17 protein-coding genes and 1 riboswitch are annotated in these 22,619 nt (G+C 70.8%); of the genes, 11 read left to right on the top strand and 6 right to left on the bottom strand.

What is annotated here, in order from left to right; all coding sequences use genetic code 11:
* Positions 1 to 137: 137 nt before the first annotated feature.
* A complete protein-coding gene (locus A3IC_RS54725; RefSeq protein WP_020551042.1) occupies positions 138 to 746 on the top strand; it encodes a Type 1 glutamine amidotransferase-like domain-containing protein in 609 nt (202 codons plus the stop codon).
* A gap of 46 nt (positions 747 to 792) precedes the next feature.
* Here the strand turns inward: A3IC_RS54725 and A3IC_RS0115925 are convergent, their stop codons facing one another.
* Entirely contained in the window at positions 793 to 1,749 is a 957-nt protein-coding gene (locus A3IC_RS0115925) for a hypothetical protein (protein WP_020551041.1), read from the bottom strand.
* A gap of 208 nt (positions 1,750 to 1,957) precedes the next feature.
* Here A3IC_RS0115925 and A3IC_RS0115920 point away from each other — a divergent pair, with 208 nt between their 5' ends.
* A complete protein-coding gene (locus A3IC_RS0115920; RefSeq protein WP_205354448.1) occupies positions 1,958 to 3,418 on the top strand; it encodes a hypothetical protein in 1,461 nt (486 codons plus the stop codon).
* A 107-nt stretch (positions 3,419 to 3,525) separates the two neighbouring features.
* Here the strand turns inward: A3IC_RS0115920 and A3IC_RS54720 are convergent, their stop codons facing one another.
* The gene (locus tag A3IC_RS54720) at positions 3,526 to 5,781 is read right to left on the bottom strand and encodes an MMPL family transporter (protein WP_020551039.1); all 2,256 of its coding nucleotides are present in this window, start codon (positions 5,779 to 5,781) and stop codon (positions 3,526 to 3,528) included.
* Positions 5,782 to 5,883: 102 nt separating this feature from the next.
* Between A3IC_RS54720 and A3IC_RS0115910 the strand changes: the two genes are divergently transcribed.
* The gene (locus tag A3IC_RS0115910) at positions 5,884 to 6,366 is read left to right on the top strand and encodes a MarR family winged helix-turn-helix transcriptional regulator (protein WP_020551038.1); all 483 of its coding nucleotides are present in this window, start codon (positions 5,884 to 5,886) and stop codon (positions 6,364 to 6,366) included.
* Positions 6,367 to 6,535: 169 nt separating this feature from the next.
* Positions 6,536 to 7,600: a glycerophosphodiester phosphodiesterase family protein gene (locus tag A3IC_RS0115905; RefSeq protein ID WP_020551037.1), complete on the top strand. Its 1,065-nt coding sequence runs from the start codon at positions 6,536 to 6,538 to the stop codon at positions 7,598 to 7,600.
* 150 nt (positions 7,601 to 7,750) lie between these two features.
* On the opposite strand, the gene A3IC_RS0115900 is transcribed toward A3IC_RS0115905, so the two are convergent.
* A complete protein-coding gene (locus A3IC_RS0115900) occupies positions 7,751 to 9,034 on the bottom strand; it encodes a transglycosylase family protein (RefSeq protein ID WP_020551036.1) in 1,284 nt (427 codons plus the stop codon).
* 34 nt (positions 9,035 to 9,068) lie between these two features.
* Positions 9,069 to 9,264, bottom strand: a riboswitch (cyclic di-AMP (ydaO/yuaA leader).
* Between the two features lie 780 nt (positions 9,265 to 10,044).
* Here A3IC_RS0115900 and A3IC_RS0115895 point away from each other — a divergent pair.
* Positions 10,045 to 10,296: a hypothetical protein gene (locus A3IC_RS0115895; RefSeq protein ID WP_020551035.1), complete on the top strand. Its 252-nt coding sequence runs from the start codon at positions 10,045 to 10,047 to the stop codon at positions 10,294 to 10,296.
* Positions 10,297 to 10,395: 99 nt separating this feature from the next.
* Here the strand turns inward: A3IC_RS0115895 and A3IC_RS0115890 are convergent, their stop codons facing one another.
* Entirely contained in the window at positions 10,396 to 11,268 is an 873-nt protein-coding gene (locus A3IC_RS0115890) for an aldo/keto reductase (RefSeq protein ID WP_026218313.1), read from the bottom strand.
* Between the two features lie 252 nt (positions 11,269 to 11,520).
* Here A3IC_RS0115890 and A3IC_RS0115885 point away from each other — a divergent pair, with 252 nt between their 5' ends.
* Positions 11,521 to 12,795, top strand: coding sequence for an ATP-binding protein (locus A3IC_RS0115885; protein ID WP_026218312.1), 1,275 nt, complete (start codon positions 11,521 to 11,523; stop codon positions 12,793 to 12,795).
* A 415-nt stretch (positions 12,796 to 13,210) separates the two neighbouring features.
* On the opposite strand, the gene A3IC_RS54715 is transcribed toward A3IC_RS0115885, so the two are convergent.
* Positions 13,211 to 13,756: a TlpA family protein disulfide reductase gene (locus A3IC_RS54715; RefSeq protein WP_020551032.1), complete on the bottom strand. Its 546-nt coding sequence runs from the start codon at positions 13,754 to 13,756 to the stop codon at positions 13,211 to 13,213.
* Positions 13,757 to 14,013: 257 nt separating this feature from the next.
* Between A3IC_RS54715 and A3IC_RS69725 the strand changes: the two genes are divergently transcribed.
* From A3IC_RS69725 to A3IC_RS54710, 4 genes are all read left to right on the top strand, one after another.
* Positions 14,014 to 14,184 (top strand): hypothetical protein, encoded by a 171-nt coding sequence (locus tag A3IC_RS69725; protein WP_020551031.1) that lies wholly within the window; start codon positions 14,014 to 14,016, stop codon positions 14,182 to 14,184.
* 43 nt (positions 14,185 to 14,227) lie between these two features.
* Entirely contained in the window at positions 14,228 to 14,401 is a 174-nt protein-coding gene (locus A3IC_RS69720) for a hypothetical protein (RefSeq protein ID WP_020551030.1), read from the top strand.
* A 65-nt stretch (positions 14,402 to 14,466) separates the two neighbouring features.
* Positions 14,467 to 16,281 carry an ABC transporter ATP-binding protein gene (locus A3IC_RS0115865; protein ID WP_020551029.1) on the top strand — a complete coding sequence of 605 codons (1,815 nt, stop codon included), beginning with the start codon at positions 14,467 to 14,469 and terminating at the stop codon, positions 16,279 to 16,281.
* Between the two features lie 28 nt (positions 16,282 to 16,309).
* On the top strand, positions 16,310 to 16,804 hold the full coding sequence (locus A3IC_RS54710; protein WP_020551028.1) for a S26 family signal peptidase: 495 nt from the start codon (positions 16,310 to 16,312) through the stop codon (positions 16,802 to 16,804).
* Between the two features lie 197 nt (positions 16,805 to 17,001).
* On the opposite strand, the gene A3IC_RS0115855 is transcribed toward A3IC_RS54710, so the two are convergent.
* On the bottom strand, positions 17,002 to 19,596 hold the full coding sequence (locus A3IC_RS0115855) for a collagenase (protein ID WP_040876687.1): 2,595 nt from the start codon (positions 19,594 to 19,596) through the stop codon (positions 17,002 to 17,004).
* 536 nt (positions 19,597 to 20,132) lie between these two features.
* Between A3IC_RS0115855 and A3IC_RS0115850 the strand changes: the two genes are divergently transcribed.
* The gene (locus A3IC_RS0115850; RefSeq protein WP_020551026.1) at positions 20,133 to 22,457 is read left to right on the top strand and encodes a glycoside hydrolase family 18 chitinase; all 2,325 of its coding nucleotides are present in this window, start codon (positions 20,133 to 20,135) and stop codon (positions 22,455 to 22,457) included.
* Positions 22,458 to 22,619: the final 162 nt, after the last annotated feature.

Raw genomic sequence — 22,619 nt, 5'->3', positions numbered from 1 at the left:
CGACCTTACGCGCTGTGATTGACCGGATGCGAGCTGTGCACGCCGGGGTGGAGAACGTGTCGCGGCATCAGGGTCCGACGATGCGTCTGTATCTTTCCTCGTTCCGGATCGGGGACCGCCCCTAGCAGCTCCCCGCGTTGCTCGGCCGGCCCGCCCTCGACCACGCCGCCGGGGCCGCGATCGCGGTGATCGCCAACGCGACGGACGATCGATCGAGCGTCGAACGCACGGCCGGGGTCGACTTGGAACTCGCCGCCCCGGGCGCCTTGGGACTACGGCCGACCGAGCTCGACCTGCGCGCCTTCTTCGACCGCCCGCGCGCCGAAGTCGCCGCCGCGCTCGGCGAATTCCCCGCGGTCCGGCTGCGCGGCGGCAACGTGTTCCTACTGCGCCACGCGCTCGCCCGCAGTGGCGCGGACGGCGTACTCGTCGAACTGCTGCGCCGGGACGCGCTCGTGTACGCCGGATACAGCGCCGGGGCGTGCGTGCTCGCCCCGAGCCTGCGCGGGCTGGAGGGGTGCGACGACGCGGACGCGCTGCCGGCGCTGTACGGCGAACCCGCCCGCTGGGACGGACCGGCCGTCCTCGACCACGCCTTCGTGCCACACATCGACTCACCCGGCCATCCCGAGACGCAACTGCTCGCCGCCGTCGCGGCCGACTACCGCACCCGAGGCGTGCCGCATCGCACGCTGCGCGACGGACAGGTGCTGGTGATCGACGGCGCGCACACCACGATCCGCTGACCGCCGGCGCGCCTCGACCGTGACCGCCGGCGCGGCGGGCACCCACTCAGCCGGCCGTCGGCGGCACCGCCCGCGCGTACGCCCGCAGGGTGCTCAGCGCCTCGACGGTGATGCCCGGGCGGGCCTCCGCTCGCACGGTGGGCGACCATTCGGCCCAGCGCAGTGGCCAACCGCCGTCCTCCTGCTGGGCGTCGGCCAAGGCGCGCAGACCGAGCCGCAGTTCGGCGTCGGTGAACCAGCTCCGGGCCACGCTGTCCGGATGCGGTGCGAAATCGTGCGGCAGGTGGTACTCGCCGACCGCGTAGCCGGGCGCGAGTCGGGCCTGTTCCGGGTGCGCCGGGTTGAGCAGCACGAGCCGCTGCTCCCGGACCAGTTCGCCCAGCCGCTCGGCCCGACGCCGGGCCCAGGCCCGATCCGGCAGAGCGTCGAGGAAGGTCACGGCCGCCTCCACCTCGTACGGGTGCGTGCTGCCCAGTGCCTCGACGGCGCTCCGGCAGAACTCGGTCGCCCGCGTCAGCCACGGATGCTCGACCCCGGCGCGCAGCAGCGGTCCGACGATCCAGCCGGTCGGAATCAGGCCCGCGACCGGCGCGTCCGGGACCACCAGCCACGGCGGATGCGGGTACTCGCGCAGACTCGCGAAGGCCGGCGGCACGCCGCCCGCCTCGGTCGCCGCGCTCGCCAGCCAGTCGCACAGCCGAGCCGCCTCGGCGCCGCGCAACGCGTCGGTCTCCACCAAAATCGGCATCGCGGTACGCAGCGTGGCCGGTTGCGGGATCGGCCCCCGCACGTCCGGCTCCAGACCGTAGGCGTAGCCTCCGTCCGGGGTGCGGTACGCGTGCAGCGCGTCCAGCACGCCGGCCCGCTCGTCCCCGGGCGGCCCGGAAGCTTCCGCACCCTTCGCCCCGAACAGGTATGCGAAACGGCGCTGTTCCAACACCCGGCCGGACGTCCACAGGAAACGCTCGGCCCGCTCGACCATGTCCTTCGTGATCCACGTCATCCCTCGACGCTAGCCGGCCGAGCACGCCCGGTCTTGAACGAATCGGTCATCGGGCGCGCCGCCGCGCCGATTTCGTGGCCGGGGCGTGTCGGGACAGGGACCCGGCGATGACGGTTGGGGGAATTCGCCCGCGTAGGGGTTGGCCCGCGCGCCTTCGGCCGGCCACGGTGGGCGGGTCAGGCTCGCCGACGCTCTTCGGGGGATGCTCGTGTTCGCTCGCTCTGCCACCCATGGTCTGCGCCGATCCGTGATCGCCGGCGCCGCACTCGCCTGCGCGGCCGCGCTGACCGGACCCGTCCCGGCCGCGCACGCCGCCGAGTCGGACCGATCGGCGGGCTCGCACGGCACCTTCGGGGTGCACCGCGACGGCCGCCCGGTGGTGGTCCCGTTCCGGACCGGGCGCGACGGCGAGGCCCTGGTGACGCTCACGGTCGCCGCGCCGGGCATCGACTGGGGCACCCCGGGCAGGGAGTCGGCGGTGCTGCGACTGCTCGTCGACGGGCGGCCCGCCGGCGACGTGGTGGTCTTCGGGGCCACGCCCACCGAGCGCGCCTTCGCGCTCGGCACGCTGCGCAAGGGTCGGCACGAGCTGAGCCTGGGCTACGCGGCGGACCGGTCCTCGCCGGCCGGGTCGGTGGTGCGGGTCTCGCGGCTGCGCACCGAGACCGTCGGCACCGCGGACCGCGAGCACGCCGCGGCCGCGAACGCGCCGGTGCTGTACGGGCGGAGCATCCCGGGCGTGCCCGGCGGCGCGACCGGCCCGTTCCAGAACGCGATCTCGGACACCCCGGTGCTGGCCTGGTACCAGGAAGCCCCGGCGCCGACCGCCGGTCACCGGGTGCTGACCTACACGATCGTGTGGACCAACGAGGACGGCGGCACCTCGACGCCGGCGCTGATGGCCCGCTGGGGCCGCACCACCGACATCGAATGGGCCTACCGTGTCGAGGTGGACGGTCGCGGCAAGGCGGTGCCGGGCACGGCCTACTTCCAGTCGCCCGACCACGGCACGAAGTTGTTCGCCGGGCGCTACGAGGACGGCCACCCGCTGCTGCAGACCTGCACGCTGAACAACAACCTGTGCGACGTCGTGGACAACCCGATGCGGTTCGCGCCGGCGGCGGTCGAGCGGCTGGTCGACCCGAAGAAGACCGCGCGCGAGGAGATGGTGGACCGCCACCCGTGGGTGTACCCGGTGATGACCGCCGAGGTACGGCGCGAGGGCCGGGTCGTGGCCGACCCGCCGGCCGACACCACCACGCTGATCGCCGACCCGCAGGACTACCTGTACGCGGTGATCCGCAAGACCACCTCGGCCCCGCCGCCCGGCGCGGCCGGCTGGAACGGCGTCGCGATCGGCGTGCGGATCAAGGGCGACCCGACGCTCTACCGCTCGGATCGCGGCCGAGTGGACTGGTCGTTGCAGCGCGACGACCCGGCGGCGACCACGGTCCGGCTCCCGCACGGGACGCGGGCGTCGGACATCGTCGAGGTGGTCGCGATCCGTACGGTGGCCGGGGTCGACCCGGGTTCCACGATCACGGTGAACGGGGTCAACCGGGCGTTTGTGCTGGGCCGGGACGATCGGCCCGGGCGGGCAGTGCCGGTCCGCCCGAAGCCGGTCACGCTGAGCGCGGCGGCGCCGGAGGCGGTGCTGTACCGCCGGTGAAGCGGTTGACATCGGACACCGGCCGGGCTTGATGGGGTGTTCTCAAGCCGCGGTCGGGAGCCGGGCGCCGGGCGAGCCGAAATCGGCCCGCCCGGCGCCCGGCCGGTTCAGCGCGCGGACACCGGGACACGCGGCTCCGGCGCGGCCGGCGGCTCGACGGGCCCACCCTCGGACAGGCCGAACCGCTCGTGCAGCCGGCGCAGCGGAGCGGGCGCCCACCAGGTCGCCTTGCCGGTCAGGGCCAGGACGGCCGGTGCCAGCAGGCTGCGCACCACGAACGCGTCGACCAGAACGGCCAGCGCGAGACCGCTGCCGAGCATCAGCGTGTTGGTCACCCGAGAGGTGCCGATCGCGAACATCACCACCGCCAGGACGCACGCCGCGGCGGTGATGATTCCGCCGGTGCGGGCCAGGCCGGTGGCGACCGCGCTCCGGTGGTCGCCGGTGCGCTCGTGTTCCTCCTTGATCCGGGAGATCAGGAACACGCCGTAGTCCATCGACAGGCCGAACGCGATGCAGAACATCAACACCGGCAGCGCGGTCTCGATCGACCCGGTCGGGGTGAAGTCGAGCAGGCCGGACAGGTGACCGTCCTGGATCACCCACACCACGGCGCCGAACATCGCGGTCAGGCTCAGCGCGGCGAACACGATCGCCAGGATCGGCAGTACCACGCTGCCGGTGAGCAGGAAGACCAGTACGAACGTGGTGAGCAGGATCAGGCCGCCGGCGAGCCAGAGCCGGCTGCCGATCGCATGTTTGGCGTCGACCACCTCGGCGGTCTGTCCGCCGACCAGGGCCGGCCCGGGCGCCGGCACGGCCCGGACCTGGTGCACCAGGTCCTCGCCGGCGGCGGAGAGGTCCTCGACCGCGGGCACCACCGAGATGTACGCGCTGCCGGCGGCGCGGCGGCCGGCCTCGGCCGGGCCCGCGGGCGCGCTCCGGATGCCGTGCTCGAAGGTGCCGGCCGGGCCGACCACGCGGGCCACGCCGTCCAGCGCGGAGAGTCGGGCGCTGTAGTCGGCGGTGCCCTCGGCCTGCTGTGCCGCGCCGACCACGATCTCGATCGACCCGGTGGGTCGGCCGTCCACCTGGTCCCGGATCACCTGCTGCACCTGCCGGGACTCGGCCGATTTCGGCAGCTGGCGGTCGTCGGCGGTACCGAACTGCACGCCCAGGAACGGCAGTCCGAGTGCGACCAGGACACCGGTGGTGAGCAGGGCGACGATCGGCGCCCGCCGCATGATCGCCTGCGAGAGCCGGTACCAGCGGCTCTCGCGCACCACGGTCGGCGCGGACGCGCCGCCGGGCCGCAGCCGGCGGCCGAGTCGGCGCAGCGGCGCGCGCAGGTCGCCCTTGTCCACCCGTGTGCCGAGCAGGACCAGCGCCGCGGGCAGGATCACCAGCGCGCCGAACGCGGCGAGCAGCACCACCGGGATGCCGGCGTAGGCGAACGAGCGCAGGAAGTACTGCGGGAACACCAGCATCGCGGCGAGCGAGACGGCGAGGGTGAGTGCGGAGAAGACCACGGTGCGCCCGGCGGTGTTCAGCATCACCGTGACGGCGCGGGCGGGCGAGGCGCCGGCGGCGAGTTCCTCGCGATAGCGGCGGACCACGAACAAGCCGTAGTCGACGGCCAGGCCCAGGCCCAGCACGGTGGTCAGGTTCTGGGCGAACACCGATACGTCGGTGGCCGAGGAGACCAGGCGCAGTACGGCGTTGGTGCCGACCATGGCCAGGATGCCGACGCCGAGCGGCAGCAGTGCGGCGACCAGGCTGCCGAAGACCAGGATCAGGATCAGCAGGGTGATCGGCAACGCGATCAGTTCGGCCCGGACCAGGTCCTCGGAGATGGTCTTCTGCATGTCGTGGCGCACCGCGACGCTGCCGCCGAGTTCGACGGTCAAGGCCCCGTGGGTGCCGCGGTAGTCCGCGGCCAGGCGTTCGAACCTGTCGGAGGCGGCGGTCTCCTCGCCCCGGATGTGGGCCAGGACCAGTGCGTGCCGGCCGTCGGCGGTGCGCAGCGTGGCGCCGCCGCCCGACCAGGGGGAGGACACCCCCTCGACGTCGGGTTCGGCGGCGAGGCGGGCGGTCAACTCCTCGGCTTGGGCGCTGACTTCGGGTGCGTCCAGAGGGCGGTCGGCGCCGACCAGGAGGACCAGGTTGGGCCGGCTGCCGGGGAAGTCGCGGTCGAGGGCGCTCGCGGCGCGGGCGGAGGCCGAGTTCGGGTCGACGGCGCCGCCGCCGAGGAGGTGATCGCCGACGCCTCGCCCGAGCAGGCCGGCGCCGATCAGCAGGAGCAGGGCCGTGAGCAACAGGAGCCGGGGTCGGGCCGTGGTGAGGCGGGCCAGGGCAGCGAACATCGCCGAACCCTTCCGTAGAGTCGATGGTTCGTATGTGGAACATACGATATGTAAAGCCTGTCGTCCAGAAGACATATGATCGAGGGCCGCTAACATGTGCACATGACGGACCGACCGAGCACCGGGCGGCCGCCGATGGGAGCACGGACCGGGTACCGGCTGGTCAAGCTGGCCGATCTCCTGTTGGCGCTCGCCGATCAGACGCTGGCCACGCTGGGGGTCAAGACCAAGCACGTGCATGTGCTGGAGACCCTGCTGGCCTATGAATCGTTGTCCCAGCAGGACGTCAGCAGGCTGCTCGGGATCGACCCGAACGTGCTGGTCGGCCTGCTCGACGAGCTGGAGGCGCGCGGCTTCGCCGAGCGTCGGCGCAACCCGCACGACCGGCGCCGGCACGTCATCCAGGTCACCGCCTCGGGGCGCGAGTTGGTCGCGGAGAGCACCCGGCTGCTGGGCGATGCCGAGGACGCGTTCTTCGCCGTCGTCTCGGCCGAGGACCGGCAGGTCGTGCACGACGCGTCGGGCCGGCTGCTGGCCGCGCACCGACCCGGCTGGTCCGAGGACCTGCCCTCCGCGGGCTGCTGAACGGCCGCACGGGTGACCCGAGTTCGGGCGCCTGTGGATTGCTTCGCCGCTTCTTCGTCTCGTCTTCGCCTGAACGCCACGACCCGACCGCCCGCGCATCACTTCGCGCGGGCCAGGGTGTGGGCGTCGACGGTCGATCGTCGTCGACCGGAGCGAGAAGGAGACGCCCATGTCCCGATGGAAGACCGTCACGGCCGCGGTCCTGGCCGGGGCCGCCATCGTCGCCGCCCCGGGAGTGGCCGGCGCGGCGGACCGCCATGGCGGCCATCACCGCGGGTCCTTCGACCTCCAGGCGCACCGGGGCGGCCTCGGGCTGACCGTGGAGAGCACGCTCGCGTCCTTCGCCAAGGGCCTGGACCTGGGGGTGTCCACCCTCGAACTGGACGTGCAGATCACCGAGGACGGCCGCGCCGTGGTCACCCACGACCGCAAAGTCGACGGTCGCAAGTGTGCCGACACCTCACCGGCGCGGGCCGGCGACCCGGAGTTCCCCTACGTCGGCAAGTACGTCGACACGCTGAGCCTGGCCCAGATCCGCACCCTGGACTGCGGGTCGCGGCAGTTCCCCGGCTTCCCCGAGCAGACCACCTCGCCCGGCGCCCGAATGCCGCTGCTCACCGAGGTGTTCGAGCTGGTCAACCGCCGGCACGCGCGCGGTGTGAAGCTCAACGTGGAGACCAAGGTCGAGGCGGGCGCGCCGCAGGAGACGGCGCCGCGCGAGCAGTTCGTGCAGACGGTGGCCCACGAGGTGCGCCGGGCCGGGCTGTTGCGCCAGGTCACCATCCAAAGTTTCGACTGGGGCGCGCTGAGGCGCATGCGGCAGGTCGAACCGCGCCTGCCGCTGGTCGCGTTGACCAACTACGACTTCCTCCAGGTCGGCAAGCCCGGCGCCTCGCCCTGGCTGGGCGGCCTGGACATCGACGACTTCGGCGGCGACCCGCTGCGCGCGATCGCCTCGTTCGGCGCCACGACGTTCTCGCCCGTGCACGGCTTCCCGCAGGACGGCAAGGTCACCGACCCGAACTATCGCCCGTACGTGAACCGGGAGATGGTGGCCCGGGCGCATGCGATGGGGATCAAGGTCGTGCCGTGGACCGTCGACGACCCGGCGACCATGGCCAAGCTGATGGACGACGGCGCGGACGGCCTGATCACCGACTACCCCGACCGGCTGCGGGAGTTGATGACCGCGCGCGGACTGCCGCTGCCCAAGCGGTATCCGGCACGCGGCTGACCGACTCGATCCGCGCGCGACTTCCGCGTCCGCAGGGGTGGGGACGCGGAAAAGGGCCGGGCCCGCCGACGCGTGGTCGACGGGCCCGGCCCTGGTACGGCTACCGCATGGTGGCTATCGCCGTGCGGTCACTGCCTGATGACGCTCGGATCAGATGTTGACGCCGTGCGCGCGCAGGTAGGTGAGCGGGTTGATGCCGCTGCCGTAGTTCGGGGTGGTGCGGATTTCGAAGTGCAGGTGCGGGCCGGTCACGTTGCCGGTCGCACCGGAGAGGCCGATCTGCTGACCGGTGCCCACCGTGGCGCCGGCGCGAACGCCGATGCTGGACAGGTGCGCGTACTGCGAGTACTTGCCGTCCGCGTGCTTGATCACGATCTCGTTGCCGTAGGCGCCGCCGTTGCCGGCCTTGACCACGGTGCCCGAGGTGATCGCCTTCACCGGGGTGCCGGTGGAGGCCACGAAGTCCTGGCCGGTGTGGCTGCCGCTGGACCACATCTTGCCGCTGGTGCCGAACGCGGTGCCCAGCGCGCCCTTCACGGGAGCGACGTAGCCGGACGCGTTGGCCGAGGAGCCGCCGGCCTTGGCCGAGGACACCTTGGCCGCGACGGGGGCCTTCTCCTTGACCGTGGTCTTCGGCGCGACCTTCACCGACGCCGTGGGCTTGGTCTGGGCCACGGTCTCGGTCTTGGGCGCGGCCTTCGGCGCGACCTCGACCTTGGCGGCGGTCGTGGTGGTGGTGGTCGTGGCCGCGGCGCGGGCCTTGCCGGAGAGCGAGAGCTTCTGGCCGACCTTGATCAGGTTCGGGTTGCTGCCGATCACGGCGCGGTTGTCGGAGTACAGCTTGTGCCACCCACCGGAGACGTCCTTGTCGGCGGCGATCTTGGACAGGCTGTCACCCTTGACCACGGAGTACGAGGTGGTGGTCGACGCGGGCTTCGCGGCGACCGGGACGACCTCGACCTTCGGGGCCTGGGTGGCCGCCGGCGCGGACTCGGCCGGCTTCTCGGCGACCTTGGGGGCGACCTTGACCGAAGTCTTGGCCGAGCCGGACGACTTGGTGCTCGGCGAGACGGCAGCCTTGGCGCCGCCCTTGGTCAGACCCGCCGGGCCGGAGGTGTTCGGCCAGGCGATGGGGCCCTGGACGGCGAGAACCTTCTCGGCGATGGCGATCTGCTGGTCCTTGGTGGCCAGGTCGGCACGCGGGGCGTACTTCTGACCGCCGAACTCGTTCCAGGTGCTCTGGGTGAACTGCAGACCACCGTAGAAACCGTTGCCGGTGTTGATGTGCCAGTTGCCCGAGCTCTCGCCCATGGCGACCTTGTCCCAGGTGGAGACCGAGGCGGCGTTGGCGGTGGCGAGACCGGTGACGAGCGGGGCGGCGACGATGGCGCCGGCCATGCCGAGGGTGAGCGCGAGACGCGTCTTCTTGGGCATGCGGGCAGGGGTGATGAACGACTGCACGAAGATTTTTTTCCTTCTCCCACGCCTACGAAGTGAGCTGTCGGATTCGGGCTGGAGAGTCTCGCCCGGCCGTGTTCGACCCTCGGATGAGAGGGACGGGCACGGCTTCACCCCAAGCCGTCCGAATGGGCGCCTGAGTCACAGACGCCCGGGACGGCATTCCACTTGGTTCCCCCGCTCCTGCCTTTCGGGTTTCGTACCGTGGCCTCGCTCCGGCGGCAGGATTCGGCGAACCGGGAGACCATTTCGCCGAGCACCGGACCGGTGTGGCGAAGCACCAAACTACGCACACCCCCGGCGTGGGATCAAACATCACGATCTGCCGAAATCGAAGAATCGGGTCATTAGGGTGGAATATCAGGACTTAAAGTCCCGATTGCGACACGCATTGTGCCCGAGTTGTTTACTCACAGTCGACGGCACCCTAGCTCCGGGTGAGAATTCGGAAAACTTGGTTCACGGTGCGTACAAGTTCCTGACCATCGGTATGCGAGATGTGATGTACGTCATGTGCCCGAGGAAGTACTGTCCGTATTGCCCCTATATGCACCTCGGTTCATCGGCCCGAATCGGGGGTTGCCCGGGCGCTGCCGCGGCTGCCGAATCGGGCCCGCGTTCCCGAGCCCGGACCGGGTACGACGCCCGCGGCTCCCACATGTGGGCCGCGTGTGCCGAACTCGGCCCGGGCCTTTCAGGGGGCCGGCCCGGCGCCTGAGCGCCGGGCGCGCGGATGGCGGCGGCGACCGGCGCGCCGACGTCCGGTTGGTGGCTGACGTCGAAAGCCCGAGTGATCCTGTGACGGGGCGTCCCGGCCGCCGTCTTCGGCGGGGCCGCCCCGCGGGACATCGCCACGCCCGCCCCGCAACCTTCGGGGCCGGGTGGGTGTCGTCGGTTCTGCGGAGTGGTGCCCGACGGGGATCGAAGGCATGCCCTACGGGCGACCGGGTGGCTTGCGCCGGCCCGGGCGCGGGCATGGGCTCGGGATGGAACGCTTCGAGATCGAAATTTTCCCGTTCAACGTCCAGGACATGGCCGCCGACGCCCGAGGGCCGGCGGTCCGTTCGGCCGTGGTCGAAGCCACCGGTGAGATCGGCGCCTCCGGGCATCCGCGCTACGCGGGCGAGGGTGTGGTGGCCGACATCGACCCGGGGTCGCGCACGGTCGAGGCGATCACGATCGACGGGGCGGAGATCGAGGACGGGTGGAGCGCACGGATCACGCCGCGGGAGAGCTGACCCGACCCCGGCCGCGACGGCGGCTTTGTGCGACGCGGTCGGGCCGGACTTGTCCCGGTGGACGGGACGGAACGGGTCCGGCCACGGCCGCGATCGTGGTCAGACCGCGGCCGACAGTGCCTCGAACCGATCGTCGGACAGTCGGATCCGGGCGGCCTCGGTGTTCTCCTCCAGGTGCGCGACGCTGGAGGTGCCCGGGATCGGCAGCAGCACCGGGGAGCGGTGCAGCAGCCAGGCCAGCGCCAACTGTGCAGGCGTCGCGTCGTGTTCCTTGGCAGCCTGGTCCAACGGGCCGCCCGGTCGGGCGAGTTCGCCGGTGGCGATGGGGAACCACGGAATGAACGCGATGTTCTCGGCCGCCGCGTAGTCGAGCACGCTCTCGGCCTTGCGGTTGGCCAGGTTGTACAGATTCTGCACGGAGACGATCTCGACGATCTCGCGGGCCTGGCGCAACTGCTCCACGGTGACCTCGGACAGGCCGATGTGCCGGATCTTGCCCTCCTGCTGCAACGCGCCGAGTTCACCGAGCTGGTCCGCGAGCGGCACCTGCGGGTCGATCCGGTGCAGCTGGTAGAGGTCGATCCGCTCCAGACCGAGGTGACGTAGGCTCAGTTCGGTCTGCTGGCGCAGGTATTCGGGTCGGCCCAGGGCGCGCCACTCGCCCGGTCCGGTGCGGGCGAAGCCGCCCTTGGTGGCGATCACCACGTCCTCGGCATACGGGTGCAGCGCCTCGCGAATGATTTGTTCGTTGACGAACGGGCCGTACGAGTCGGCTGTGTCGATCAGGTTCACCCCGAGTTCGACGGCGCGGCGCAGCACCCGGATCGCCTCGCGGCGGTCCTTGGGCTCGCCCCACACGCCGGTCCCGGTGAGCTGCATGGCGCCGTATCCGAGCCGGCGTACCGGCAGATCGCCGCCGATGGGGAAGACACCGGACGCGTGGGCGGGGCCGGACGCGGGCGAGACGGTCATCTGTTCTCCGTAGGGTTCGGGCGGCCCGAGCGGGCCGGACGGCGCGGACGAGGTCGAGGCCATTGTGCCCCGGCCCCCGAGCCCGGTCACCGGTTCGGCCGGCATGCGTGTCCCAGGTCCTGCGCGAGGTGTCCATCCGCAGGGTGACCAAGTTCGGGCGCGCACTTGTACACAACGACGCGTTCACGGCGCGGCGATGCTCCCTAGTGTTTGCCACTCGTCGAGGCACTCGATCCACGGATGGAGCTGTTCATGGTCTGGCTCATACAGGACTACCGCGAGGAGGACCTCGCGGCGGTGGTGCACCTGATCGACACCACGACCGAACTCGGCCAGGAGTCGGTCTTCTCGCTGTCCGAGTGCATCAACGCGCTGGCCTCGCGCCAGCCGGCCGTGGTCGCCCGGCGGGACGGCGCGGTGGTGGGCGCGGCGCTGGCCACGGTGTCCGAGGGGCGGGCCTGGGTGATGCGGATCGCCATCTCGCCCGCCGCGCGCGGTCTGGGGCTGACCAGCACGCTGCTGCTCGCGCTGGAGCGCAGGTTGGTCGAGGAGCGGGTGCGCCGGATCGCCTATGTGCTCCCCGAGGAGGACACGCGCGAGTTGGGGCTGCGCAACGCGGGCTACGAGCGGCGGCCGGCGGTGGCCTACTTCGAGAAGGTCGAGCCGGTCGACGACCATGCGGCGGAGACCCTGGACCGGCTGGGCGGCCGAATGTTGCCGAGCGACCTGTGGTCGAAGGTGGCCGGCATGGAGGTGGAGAAGAACCTGATCGAACGGCGCGTGGTGTTGCCACTGGCCGATCCCGAGCGCGCGCTGCGGCACGGCGTCGAACCGCCCAGCGCGATCGCGCTGTTCGGGCCGCCCGGGACCGGCAAGACCACCTTCGCCCGGGCGATCGCCTCCCGTCTGGGCTGGCCGTTCGTGGAACTGCTGCCCTCGCGGCTGGCCGACGGCGGCAACCTGGCCGCTGCGCTGCGCGAGGCGTTCGGGCGGTTGGCCAGGCTGGAGCGGATCGTGGTGTTCATCGACGAGGTCGAGGAGATCGCGCCGGTCCGGCACGCCCGGCCCAGCGCCGGTCACGCGGTGACCAACGAACTGCTCAAGCTGATCCCGGCGTTCCGCGAACACGGCGATCGGCTGCTGGTGTGCGCGACCAATTCGGTGCGCTCGCTGGACCCGGCGTTCCTGCGGCCGGGCCGATTCGACTACATCATCCCGGTGGGCACGCCGGACGCGGACGCGCGGCGGGCGATGTGGACCCGATACGCGTCGGCCCGTCCGGACGTGGACCTGGACGCGCTGGTGGCGGCCAGCGAGTTGCTCACGCCCGCCGACATCGGTCACGCCGCCCGGATCGCCGCCCAGGCGTCGTTCGAGCGCGACGTGTTCGACGAGTCCGCGGCGGCCGAAGGCCCGGGCGCACACACCCGCGACTACCTGGACGCCCTCGCCCAGTCCCGCCCCACGGTGACCGCGAGCATGGTCGAACTGTTCGAGGAGGACATCACCACCCACGCCCGGGTGTGACCGGACACCGCGCCGACGGTCGGGGGCCGTCGGGACGCGGGCGGCGTGCCGGCCGGTGCCGGGGTGGGCGATTGCCGCGCCGGCGCCGGTTCGGGCAATGCGCGGGCCGGTGCCGGAGTCGGGCGATTGCCGGCCGGCGACTTTGCCACGACCGCGGGAAATGAACGCGGCCGGCCCGCGTACTGCTTGCCCGACGGCCGGAACGCGCCGCACGTTGCGCGGTGAATTCGCGCCGGGGGATATTTGATTCCGGTAATACTTGCGAGTTCGCAAACGGGAAGCGGGCGGCGTTCCACGACTGTCGGCCCGATCGACGGTATCGAATTGCCTGCCGAGAATGATCATGTTCGGGAATCCATCGTCCGGAAGAAACGATCCTGCCGGAATCCGAACGCGCCCGACCGAATCGGTCGAATCAGGCGGCGGTGCGCACCGGCGCGGAAAGGGCTTTCGGGTCGAAACCGCTCGCGGTGATCGTGCCGTCCGCGGCCAGCAGACCGAACACCGGATATCCGGTCACCGCGAATCCGCGACCCAGCGGACCGTCGGTCGGTTCGACCACGACCTGCGCGACCGCGGCCAGCGCGGCGACCTGCTCCCGGGTCTCCGCCTCGTCCCCGTGCACCACCGCGAGCACCCGACGACTGCCGCCCGCCTTGCGCGCCGCCTCTACGAACTGCGGCAACCGCTCCCTGCAAGCCCGGCAGTTCGGCGAGAAGAAGCCGAACAGCGCGGCGCCCAAGCCGTCCCGGGAGACCGTCTCACCCGCGGTGGTGACCGCGGTGAAGGCGGGCGCCGTCGAACCCACCGGCAAGACCAGATCCGAGATGTCCACATCGTTCTGCGCGCCATGCCCGTGTTCGCCCTGGGCGCGAAGTTTGCGAATGACGCCGAACGTGAGCACCAGGTTCAACAGGCACAGCACCGTGACGAGCACCACGGCAGCGATCAGGAACGGCATGGGGATGCTCCCAAAATGGCGAAGGATGTCGGTCGACCTCGAAGTCCGCGCGACCGGCGAACACGGCCGTCGAAATGTATCCCCGAGCTCGCCAATGGCAACAGTGCTCACTCGGCGGCCACCCGAAACAAAAACGGCATTCATTGATTCGGGCGCCTTGCTTTGTCTTGCGACACGGATGACGAAGGGTTTAGCGTCGCCTCCGGCAGAAGCACACCCCGCTTTCGCCGATTCGACCCTGCAATGGAAGGTCCACGATGAACCGTGTGATCGGCACCATGGGCGACAAACTGTTGGGACTCGTCCTCCGCGAGAAACGAGCCGGGGCGTGCGTCCCGGAGCACGGCCAGTTCTGCGCGTGCCGTAGCCACTACCGCTACGTGTACAGCTGCAACGGCCCGTGTGTGAAGACCACCACCAAGTGCTGACCGGCACACCCGTCACCGAACCGCGAACTCCCGGAGGCACAAGATGAAGCGAGTGATCGGCACCATGGGCGACCGGCTGCTCGGCCTGGTCCTGAAGGAAGAACGCGCCGGAGCCTGCGTCGAGTACGTCGGCCAACTCTGCTACTGCAGCGGCGGCCGCGAGTACCGCTACAGCTGTAACGGCGTCTGCACCATCCGGCTGGGCAACCCCTGTTGATCCCGGATCCGGACGGGACCTCGGAGGGCGGTACGCCTTCGGGGTCCCGGTTGCGCCCGCGCGCGGTGAAGGTGGCCCTCGCGCTGCAATTCAGGGCCGCGCCCGTCGGTGCGCTCCTGCTGCTGCCGGCCACCGTGCTGATCGGCGTGTTGCCCGCGCCGGCCGCGTGGCTGACCAAACTGCTTTTCGACGAGCTGGGCCGAGGCGAACACGTCGACTCCGGGCGGGCCGTGGCACTGGGCCTCGCGCTCGCCACACTCGGCGCGGTGCTCGCGGTGCTGATGCAACTGGCCGCCTATCTGGACGAGGTGGTGCGCCGGCGGCTCGTGGTCACCGTCGAGCGGGACCTGTTCGCCAAGGTCAACGAGTTCCGCGGACTGCGCCGTTTCGAGGACCCGGCCTTCCACGACCGCCTGCGACTGGCCCAACAGGCGTCCGAGGACGCACCGCACAACATCACCATGTTCAGCCAGGAGGTGGTGCGTTCCGCCGCCGCGCTGAGCGGGTTCACCGGTGTGCTGCTCGCCGTGTGGCCGCCGATGGTGGGCCTGCTGTTCCTGGTCGGCGTCGCCGCGTTGGCGGCCCGGCTGTCGATGGCCCGCCGGCAGGTGGCGGTGCTGGAGCTGACCTCCGGGAAGCAGCGCCGCCGCCTGTTCTACCGATCACTGCTGACCGACCCGCGCGCGGCCAAGGAGATCCGGCTGTTCGGGCTGGGCGACTTCCTGCACGGCCGCCTGGTGCGGGCGCTGCGCGAGGCCACCGACGCCGAACTCACGGTGGCACGACGGGGCATGCTGATCCAAGCCGGATTCGCCGCACTGAACGCGGTGGTGGCCGGGCTGGGCATGGTCGTGGTGGTGGCCGGCGCGGCGCACGGCCGCTTCACGGTCGGCGACGTGATGTTGTTCACCGCCGCCGCGGCCGGCGTGCAGCAGGCATTCACCGGCGTGGTCACCCAGGCCGGCATGGCCGCCGAGGCGATTCGGCTGTTCGGCCATTTCCTGGATGTGATGGACACCCCCGACGACCTCGACCCCGGGACCGGCCGGGTGCCCGCGCTGCGTGGGCAACTCGAGTTCGACGACGTGTGGTTCCGCTACGACGCACAGGGGCCGTGGGTGCTGCGCGGGGTGAGCCTGGTGGTGCCGGCGGGTCGCGCGGTGGGCCTGGTCGGACGCAACGGCACCGGCAAGAGCACGCTGATCAAGCTGCTTTGCCGGTTCTACGACCCGGATCGGGGCGCGATCCGCTGGGACGGCGTGGACATCCGCACGATGGACGTGGCCGCACTGCGCCGCCGGCTCGGGGTGACCTTCCAGGACTACATGACCTACGACCTCTCCGCAGCGGAGAACATCGGCATCGGCGACCTGGCCCACCGCGAGGACTCGGCCCGGATCCGGATGAGCGCGGTACTGGCCGGCATCGACGCGGACCTGTCCGCGCTGCCGGACGGCTACCGGACCCAGTTGAGCCGGGTGCACCTGGACGAGGACGACGACAGGGCCGGCGTCACGCTGTCCGGCGGCCAGTGGCAGCGGGTCGCACTGGCCCGGTCGCTGATGCGCGGCGACGCGGACCTGCTGATCCTGGACGAGCCCAGCTCGGGCCTGGACGCCGAGGCCGAGCACGAGGTGCACCGCACGCTGCACCGACACCGGGCCGGCCGGACCAGCCTGCTCGTGTCGCACCGGCTCGGCGCGCTGCGCGACGCGGACACCATCGCCGTGCTCGCCGACGGCCGGATCACCGAACTGGGCGGCCACGACCAGCTGATGGCCCTGGCCGATGGGCACTACGCCCGGCTGTTCGACCTCCAGGCGGCCGGATACCGGGACCCGCGCGAGGACTCGGCCAGGATCGCGGAGGAGGCGCAGTGAGGTCGAACGGGCGCGCGGAGGTGGCGCGGTGAGGCGGAACGGGCGTGCGGCCCTGGTCCTCGGGGCGGTCGCGGCGAGTGCGGCGCTGGCCGGGTGGGCGGTGCGCTCGCGGTTGGCGCTGGTGCGGGTGACCGGGATGAGCATGGCACCGACGTTCGTGGACGGCGAGCGGTTGATCGTGCGTCGGACCACCGCCGTGCGGCGCGGCGACGCGATCGTCTTTCGCAATCCGGTCCGGTACGGCGCGGAGGACGACCTGCGCTGGCTGGTCAAACGGGTCGCGGCGATGCCCGGCGATCCGGTGCCGCGCGAGGTGCGCCCGGCGGTGCACGCGGTGCGCGGAACGGCCGTGCCGGCCGGTTCGCTGGTGGTACGCGGGGACGCGGCGCGCACGCAGGACTCGCGGCACTTCGGGTACGTGCCGACCTCGACCGTGCTCGGCGTGGTGATCGGCGGCGCGCGGGGCAGGTCGGTTGCCGACGCGCCCGGCGGCGGTCGGTTGACCGCAGGGGATGTCGGCTGACGGTGGCGGATGTCGGGGTACGCGGCCGACGGCCCCGCGGGGGTCGTCGTGGTGACGCCGTTCGCTGCGGTGCCGATCGGGCGGTGCTGCTCCGGCCCGCGTCCGTCGCCCGCGAGTCGACGACGGGCGGCGACGAGGCCCGGTAGGGCCCCGCCGCCGCCCGGTACGAGCCGCGCGACTCGTGGTGCGCGTTCGGGTCAGTAGGCGGTGGTGAGCGACGTGCCGGCGAAGGACTGCTTCGCGTGGAGGGTGATGTAGTGGTAGCCCTCGGGCGGTGCCGTGATGGTCAGCGTCTCGGCGTTTCCGGCCGCGGTGGACTTGACCGTGTAGGCGGTGTTCGTGGCCCACACGTCACTGTTGTAGTAGAGGTCGGCGTTGCCGGTACCACCGGCGGTGGTGATGTTCAGACGGGCGGTACCCGCCGGGATGTAGATGTAGAAGTAGAGCTTGTCGTTTCCATCCGTCGCCGCCGACAGGGCGCTGCGCCGGCAGTTCTTGCCCAGCGCGCGGGTGTCGGGGTCGGTGCACTCGGCGGTGCCGCCGCCGGTGACCGTGACGGTGTGCGTGACGTTGGCGGTGGCGCCTCGGTTGTCGGTCACGGTCAGCCGTACGGTGTAGGTGCCCGCGGCGTAGGTCTTGGTCGGGTTGGTCGCGGTCGAGGTGGTGCCGTCGCCGAAGTCCCAGGCACGGGAGGCGATGGTGCCGTCCGGGTCGGTGGAGGTGTCGGCGAAGGCGACCGAGGTGCCGGTGACGGCGCTGGTGAACTCGGCCACCGGCGGACGGTTGGCGGGAGTGCCGCCGCCGCAGTCGCCCGCCGCGCAGGCCGCCAGCCACGTGTACCAGTCGCTGTCGTAGCGGGTGCCGATGGTGCTCGTCAGGAACGAGCGGGCGCCGGTCCAGTCGCCGGCCCGGTAGTAGCCCAGCAGCCGGGTGACGTCCGCGGGGTGCTTTTGCAGCATGTACCGCACCCCGAGGTAGCCCCAGCGGTAGATGCGGGTCGTGTCGTGGGAGTAGGTGGTGTCGAACACCGTGCTCAGCGCGTAGGTGTGCTTGCCCGCCTCGGTGATCGCCGCGTCGTAGGGCAGGTTGCGGTAGGAGTAGGAGACGTACTCGGCGAAGCCCTCGATCCACCAGATGGTCGGGGTGGTGACGCCGGCGTTGAAGTCGCCGGCCATGTCGAAGCGGCCGTCGAGGTAGTGCGTGTACTCGTGGTTGAGGTTCCAGATCTCGAACGCGGGACGCGTCCACTCGGCCTCGTAGGCGATGAAGCGCGGCTGGTTGCCGGCTGCGCTCGGGTCGCCCTCCAGGTACATGCCGCCGTTGTTGGTGTCGATGCCGAAGATCGCGCCGGCGTAGGTCTGGTAGTCGCTGCTGGAGTCGAAGACCACGACCTCGATGGTGCTGTTGTGGTCGTTGGCGACGGGGCCGTTGTCCGCGACCACGCCGTGGAAGTAGGCGTCCTGGTTGCGCAGACTGGTGCACGCGGCGCCGAGGTTGGCCGGGGTCAGCTCCTGCGCGCGGATGCGGATGCTCGTACTGCACGTGTAGTCGACGGTCAGCACGGCCGCGGTCAGCCTGGCCTGGAGGTTGCAGGTGTCGTAGTAGGCGCACTGTGCCTTGTCGTAGAAGTCCGTTCCCTCGGCCAGGGCGACCCACAGCGGTGCGGTGGGGCCGGTCATCGAGGTGGCCTGCAGGTGCGCGCGCACCTTCGGGCGCACCTTGGCCTGGAGGGTCGGGTACTGCACGAAGCGGACCAGTTCGCGACCCGCGTTGGTGGTCAGGTACGCGCGGTCGGTGCCGAGCAGGTCGCGGTGCGCGGTCGCGAACGCGTCGACCGCGTCGACGATGCTCGGGTCGGCCTGCACCGCGGTGACGAATTCGGGGACCTGGTGCCCGCGGAACAGCACGGTGAAGACGTTGTTGACCGCGGCCTTCATCCACCAGGACGCGTCGTACGAGCTGTTGTAGCCCGCCAACAGGCGCTTGACCACGTAGAGGTAACGGGCGTTCTCCTCGGCGCTGTCGATCAGGGTGACCGCCTCGGCCAGCGTCTCGCCGTTGGCGTCGGTGACGTCGGAGGAGTGCGTATTGGCGTAGAAGGCGTCCAGACCCGATCGGATGGCGGTCTGCAACGTGGGGCCGTAGGTGCCCACGGTGGACTGGTTGTACCAGTGCACGTAGTAGCCGGCCCGCAGGAAGAGCACGATCTGCGGGGCGCCGGTGCTGCCGTTGCCCGGGTAGGCGCCGGCCAGGTCGCGCAGGGCGTAGGCGACCGTGGTCATCTGCGCCTCACGGAAGATCGAGTAGGCGTCGGGCCCGGTGACCGTGAACAGCGTGTTGACGCAGTCCGTGGTCGATGCCTTGATCTGCTGGACGAGCGCGGCGCCGCTGCGTCCGGCGAAGTCGGCGACCGTGCAGGTCGCCGCCGCGGCGGCGCGTTGCTCGGCGGCCATGGACGGGCGGGCCGGGAGTACGGCGGCCGACGGATCGTCGTAGTCGCGCCGGGCGGTGGCCGACGCGGACGCGGACAGCGGTGGGCGGGCGGGTACCGGTAGCGGTTTGCCCTGGGTGTGCGGGGTTTGGTCGGCCGAGGCGCTGGGGGCGATGGCGGCCGACGGTCCGGCGGTGGAGGTGGGGGCGGACGTGGAGGCCGCCCGGGCCGTCGGTGTCGTCACGGCCGGATCGGAGGGGGCGGCCGATCCGGGCTGGGTGAACAACCCGAAGCCCATGGCGAGGGAGATGGTGACCACCGCGATGCGGCGAAGTCCCTGTCGTGCCGGTTTGGTTCGCAAAGACCGTCTCCTTGCGGAACAGAGGTCACGCCGATGCGTGCCTCCGGATGAGGGGTGGTGCCACGGCATGAGCGGTTCGTCGCCGGTCCCGCTCCGGGGACTTCGGGATCGGCGCGAGCGTGGTCCTGGTCCCTGCCCCACCGAAATCCCAACGGTGGTGGGGCAGTTGGCGCTGCAGAGGACCGGAAGGGGAGCGTCCGGCCGACCGCGTGACATGTACCATGTCACAAATCACATTTTGCGTGAAGGGCTGTCGAACAACGAGTGCGGCCAACGAAACGGCAGGCTGCGTTCGGTCGTTCGGGCGCTGCTTCGGGGTCTCCGGGCGTGCGCTCGGCCGCGGGCTGATGCGGGGTCGCGGGATTGCCGTTCAGGCGAGTGGATTTCGGTCGATCCCGGTCCCCACTGATCCCTACTGGTCTAGACCTTGATTATTGGTCCAGACCTTCATTACGCTCGCCCTACTGTGTGGGCCGGACATCCCGGCCCATTGTGGGGCGCAGGTTCTCCATCGGATCCCAAATCCAGGAGCACCCATGGCCATCGGAACCGTGAGGCGCACCAAACGCACCAGGCAGGGCAAGAGATTCATCGCGATCTGTGCCACCCTGCTTCTCCCGCTCGCCGCGATGGTCGGCCTGTCGGCCGCGCCCGCGCAGGCTGCCGCGGGCGCGACCGCAACGTTCGCCAAGACCTCCGACTGGGGCGGCGGCTTCCAGGCGGAGTGGACGATCAAGAACACCGGAACCACCGCCATCACGGCCTGGACCGTCGAGTGGGACTTCCCCGCCGGCACCTCCGTGGGCGCGTACTGGGACACGCTGATCACCAAGTCCGGTTCGCACATCACCGCGAAGAACCGCGAGTACAACGGCTCGCTCGCCCCCGGAGCCAGTACCAAGTTCGGCTTCGTCGGCTCCGGGCCCGGAAGTCCCACCAACTGCAAGGTCAATGGCGGTCCCTGCGACGGCGCGCCGCCGACGGACAACCCGCCGACCGCACCGGGACAGCCCACCGCCACCGCGACCACCGTCGACTCGATCTCGCTGAGTTGGCCGGCGGCCACCGACGACAAGGGCATTCAGAACTACGACATCCACCGGGGCAACACGGTGGTCGGCACGGCCACCGGCACCGCCTACACCGACACCGGCCTGAGCGCCGACACCGCCTACGTCTACAAGATCGTCGCCCGGGACACCATCGGCCAGACCGGCCCGGCGAGTTCCTCGGCCACGCTGCGCACCAAGCCTACGGGTGGCGGCACCGACGATCCGCCGACCGCGCCGGGCACTCCCCGGGCGAGCGCGGTAACGGACACCTCGCTGACGCTCAACTGGGCGGCGGCGACCGACGATCACGGCATCAAGAACTACGACGTCTACCGGGGCGCGACCAAGCTCGCGACGGTGACCACCACCACCTACGGGGACAGTGGCCTGACGGCGAACACCACGTACACCTACACGGTGGTCGCCCGGGACACCATCGACCAGACCGGTCCGGCCAGTGCGCCGCTGACGGTCAAGACCACCGGCGGGGGCAACCCCGGCAACGACTACGCGCGTGTGGGCTACTTCGTGCAGTGGGGCATCTACGGCCGCGCCTACACGATGAAGTCACTGGACACCACCGGCGCGGCGGCCAAGCTGACCCACCTCAACTACGCGTTCTCCAACATCGATCCCACCAACCTGACCTGCCTCAACGGGGTCACCCGAGCCACCACCCCGGGACCACAGGATCCCAACCAGGGTGATGGTGCGGGCGATTCGTGGGCCGACTACGAACGCTCGGTCGGTGCGGGCGAGTCCGTCAACGGGAGCGCCGACACCTGGAACCAGCCGCTGGCCGGAAACTACAACCAGCTGCTGCAACTCAAGGCCAAGTACCCGAAGCTCAAGTCGCTGATCTCGATCGGCGGTTGGACATACAGCAAGTACTTCTCGGACGCCGCCAAGACCGACGCGTCGCGGCAGAAGTTCGTGAAGTCCTGCGTGGACATGTACATCAAGGGCAACCTGCCGGTGACCAATGGACGCGGCGGCACCGGTGTCGCGGCGGGCGTCTTCGACGGGTTCGACATCGACTGGGAGTGGCCCGGCTCCGAGGGTCACGCCGGCAACCACATCTCGACCGACGACAAGAACAACCTGACCCTGCTGATGGCCGAGTTCCGCAAGCAGATGGACGCACTGGGCTCGACCACCGGCAAGCACTACCTGCTCACCGCGTTCACCCCGGCCGACCCGGGCAAGATCGACGTGGGCTGGGACATCACCACGCGGGACGGCACGCCCAGCGTGTTCGACTACATGGACTTCGCCAACGTCCAGGGCTACGACTTCCACGGTTCCGGCAGCGACAACAGCTGGGAACCGAACCGCACCGGCGACCAGGGCAACCTGTACGTCGACGCCGGGGACCCGTACCCGACCAAGTTCAGTGTCGAATCCACCGTCCAGCACTATCTGGACGCGGGCGTCGACCCGCGCAAGCTGGTGCTCGGGCTCGCCTTCTACGGCCGTGGCTGGCAACAGGTCACGGACGGCGGGGCGCACGGTGAATGGCAGGCCGCCAACGGCGCCGCACCGGGCCAGTTCCCGGAGGAGGCCGGCACCAGGGGCTACGCCAATCTGATCGCGTCGGTACCGAACCTGACCGTCTACCACGACGAACAGTCGGTCTCGACCTACGGCTACACCGGTAACAACGGCCAATGGTGGACCTTCGACGACACATGGTCCATCGGCAAGAAGACGGCCTGGCTCCGCACCAGGAACCTCCTGGGCGCAATGCTCTGGGAGATGAGCGGAGACACCGGAGTGCTGATGACCGCGGTCGACAACGGGCTCAAGTAGCCCACCTGATCGGAAGGCCGGGAGCCCGGTGAGTGGCCGCCTCCCGGCCTTCCTCTCGCACCCGACGAAGCGCCCGGGGAGGCGGCGGCGGGAGGCCGTGCCCTGGCGCGTGGTGCGCGGGGGAGGTTGCGGCCGGGGGCGCCACCGCGCCGGGTATGCGGG

Source organism: Embleya scabrispora DSM 41855 (assembly GCF_000372745.1).
Classification (GTDB): domain Bacteria; phylum Actinomycetota; class Actinomycetes; order Streptomycetales; family Streptomycetaceae; genus Embleya; species Embleya scabrispora.
Note: the sequence above shows the minus strand (reverse complement) of the source record. Positions and strands in the feature narration are given on the sequence as shown.